A 3,264-nucleotide genomic window follows, 5' to 3' on the forward strand; every position below is an offset into this window, starting at 1 on the left:
CCACCGCGCTCGTGGCCCTCGTGCTGTGTGCCGGCGCGATCGTGCTGTCCCGCGCCCAGCACGAGGCCGAGGCCGCGGTCGGTGTCGCCTGGCTCGGCGCGGGCTATGCCGCCACTGCCGGGGTGATGGTGGCGCCGCTGGGCTCGGATCCCTTCGCCGAGCCATTGGCCTACGCAGGCGCCGGCGCGCTCGTCGCCGGCCTGATCAGCGTGATCGGGCTCGGCCCGGGTCGCACCCTCGTCTTCCCGCCCGTCGTGGTCGGGGTCGTCGCGCTCACCGTCGGCCTCTACTTGCGCTCCTCCGCGCCAGACGGACTCGGGCCGGCGCCGCTGCTCACCACCGTGCTCGCGCTCGTCGTGCTGGTCGGCAGCCTCTTCCCGTGGCTGGCGCTCGGCGCGACCTCGACCCGGGTCGAGCAGCTCTACTCCCCGGCCGACATCATCGGCGACCCCGAGGACATCGAGCCGGAGCGGGTCGCCGCCGACGCGCGGATCGCCCACGAGATCCTGCTCGCCATCTCCGGCACCGTCGGCCTGCTGCTCGTGCTGGTCGCGCCGCTGGCGGTCAGCCTCGGCGTGGCCGGCACGCTGCTCGCGGTCGACGCCTGCCTGATCGTGATGCTGCGGACCCGCCAGTACCGCACCGGCAGCGAGGTGCTGGTGGGACTCGTCGCAGGCATCGCGGGCCTCGCGGCGGCGGCGATCGCCGTACTCGCCCTGTGGGAGCACTGGCGGCCGACGCTGGCCGTCCTGCTCGCCGTCGCCGGTGCGGTGCTGCTCGCGGCCACCCTGGTCCCGTCCACGCCGTCGGTCCGTCGCGGGCGGCTGGGCGACACGCTCGAGTCCGTGGCGCTGCTGGCGCTGGTACCCCTCCTGGTGATGGCGATCGGGCTCTTCGGCTCGATCAAGGACGCACTGAGCTAACCGGCGATGGCCACCAAGAAGGACCTCGTCGAGGCGTACGCGTTCAGCCGCCGCCGACTGGTGACCGCGTTCGTCTCCGGTGCGCCCGGCGGCCGTGAGGTCGAGCCCGCGCGGCCGGGCCGGATGATCGTCGGCGGCATCGCGATCGCGGTGCTGCTCCTGGCCGGTGCGGCCGCGGCGGGCGCGCTCAAGCCGCGGCCGGACGTCGACTGGATGAGGGAGGCGGGCCTGGTCACCGACGACCGCGGCGCCCTCTACATCAACCTCGAGGAGACGGACTCCCCCGGGCAGCCGCTGCTCCGGTCGGTCATCAACGTCACCTCGGCGCAGCTGATCCTCGGGTCGGAGGCCGAGGCGGAGAAGGTGCCGACGGAGGAGATCGCCGATCAGAGGAAGGGCCCACCGATCGGCATCCTGGGCGCGCCGGCGACGGTGCCGGAGGCGGACACGCTGATCAACAGTGGCTGGACCTCGTGCACCGGCACCGGCCTCGGCATCCGCACCCACGTGGCCGCGAACCCGCAGGCGGAGCCGACGCCGCGGCTCGGGTTCGTCGTGCGTGGCGCCGACAGCGGCGACGCGTTCCTGATCGCCGAGGCCGACGTGCCGGGGCTGCCGACACGCGCCTACCGGTACCCGCTGCCCGACAACGACGCCCTCTACGCCGCCCTCCAGGTCTCGCCCACCGACGAGGTCACGGTCCCCGACCCGTGGCTGGAGCTGTTCCCCCCGGGCGGTCCGCTGGGCGCCCGCGGCCTCGGGATCGCCGGCTGGGGGGACCGGGCCCGCGTCGCGGGCTACCCGGCCGACGCGCTCGTGGGTGACTGGTTCACCCACAGCGGCCGCCCGTTCGCGCTCACCGAGGCCGGAGCGGTGGAGCTGACGCCCTTCGCGGCGGCGGTGCTCCAGTCCACCTCGCTCGGCGAACGGCTGCCGAGGCGGCTCGACGTCGCCGACAGCGGCACGTTCACGATCGACCGGGCGGAGCCGTTCGCCGGCGCCCAGTGGCCCGAGGAGGTGCTGGACGGCTCGGCCGGAGCGGACGAGGAGCTGTGCGCCGTCCTCCAGACCGCCGAGGACGAGGAGCCCGCGGCCCGGCTCGGCGTGGAGCCGTCGGAGTCCGCGAGCGCGCAGGGCGTCCCGCCGACCATGTCCGAGGCCACCGTCGCGTCCGGCCACGGCGCCGTGGTCAGCTCGGCGGACTGGATCAGTGACGGCGGCGGCACCGTGCACCTGATCGACGACCGCGGCTACAGCTACCCCCTGGCCGGCCAGACCGAGGTCGACAACCTCGGGTACGGCGGAGTCCCCGAGGTCGTCGTCCCGCACTACTGGAACAAGCTCTTCGCGGTCGGTCCGGAGCTCTCGAGGGAGGCCGCGCTCTGTCCGCCGGCCACGGCGGGCGAGGGTCGGCCCCGGACGTGCTCGTGACCGTACGACGCCTCGCGAGCGCCACCTCGGCGGTGCTCGCGCTGGTGGTGCTCGCGCTGGTAATCCCGCCGGGCGCGACGACCGCGGCCGCCGGGCCGGGGCGCGCCCTGGCTGCGAGCGGCGACGACTGCGCGGACGTCACCGAGACCCGCGACAAGAGGACCGTCGAGGGTGAGAACGGCCCGTACCTCGACCTGCACGTCCCGCAGGCGCGGGCGATCGCGAGCGAGTCCGGACGGGGCGTCACGGTGGTCGTCGTCGACAGCGGCATCGGAGCCCTTGCCGAAAGAGCCGTCCCGACGGGGCACGCCAGCCCGCCGGGGTTGGAGAGCGGCCACGGCCTGGCGGTGGCGGGCATCGTCGGCGGGCCGGACCAGCAGACCCCCAGGATCCCGGTCGGGATCGCGCCCGGCGCGACGCTGGTGGACGCGCCGTTCTACGACGCCCCGCTCGGTGAGGGTGACGAGACCGCGAGCCGGCCCTTGGCGAGCTCCCTGGCGACGGCGCTGCGGTCGGTCGCCTCCCAGTTGGAGAGCGGTGTGCTCCCGGTCCGCACGGTGGTCGTGGTGCCCGCGCAGGTGCTGCCGTCGGCAGCCCTGAAGAAGGAGGTCCGGCGCGTCGTCAGGTCCGGTGCGCTGGTGGTCGCCCCGGCGGGCGACCGTCCCGGAGACGACGTGGAGGGCTCACCGTTCGGGGACTACTCCGGCCGGCCGGAGCCCGGCGAGGACGCCGTCGGCGACGTCTGGCCCGCGGCGGAGGAGGGCGTGCTGTCGGTCGGTGTCGCGGATCCCGAGGCGCGGCCGTTCCTGCTGCGCAACTCGGGCGTCGACCTGGCCGCACCGGCCGCGGGCTCGGTGACCGCAGCCCGCGACGGGGGCTGGTGCGTGGTCTCCACGCCGTCCACGCACTG

Annotated in this window: 2 protein-coding genes and 1 pseudogene; all 3 read left to right on the forward strand. The window is 75.1% G+C overall.

All coding sequences use genetic code 11. The features are described 5' to 3' along the window. Positions 1–923, forward strand: a 923-nt coding sequence (locus E7Z54_RS22960) for a type VII secretion integral membrane protein EccD (protein ID WP_168798180.1), incomplete at its 5' end; no start/stop codon positions are given. Positions 924–929: 6 nt separating this feature from the next. Further along, positions 930–2,354 carry a type VII secretion protein EccB gene (gene eccB / locus E7Z54_RS05510; RefSeq protein WP_136432007.1) on the forward strand — a complete coding sequence of 475 codons (1,425 nt, stop codon included), beginning with the start codon at positions 930–932 and terminating at the stop codon, positions 2,352–2,354. After that, positions 2,351–3,264 (forward strand): annotated as a pseudogene (locus E7Z54_RS05515) (S8 family serine peptidase); the annotation flags it as partial. The gene eccB and the pseudogene E7Z54_RS05515, both read left to right, overlap by 4 nt.

The sequence above is a fragment of the Nocardioides sp. genome (genome assembly GCF_004803405.1).
GTDB lineage: Bacteria > Actinomycetota > Actinomycetes > Propionibacteriales > Nocardioidaceae > Nocardioides > Nocardioides vastitatis.

What these genes read in the sequence shown, in the direction of transcription:
- eccB (WP_136432007.1), top strand. Translation starts at nt 930, where the DNA reads ATGGCCACCAAGAAGGACCTCGTCGAGGCGTACGCGTTCAGCCGCCGC.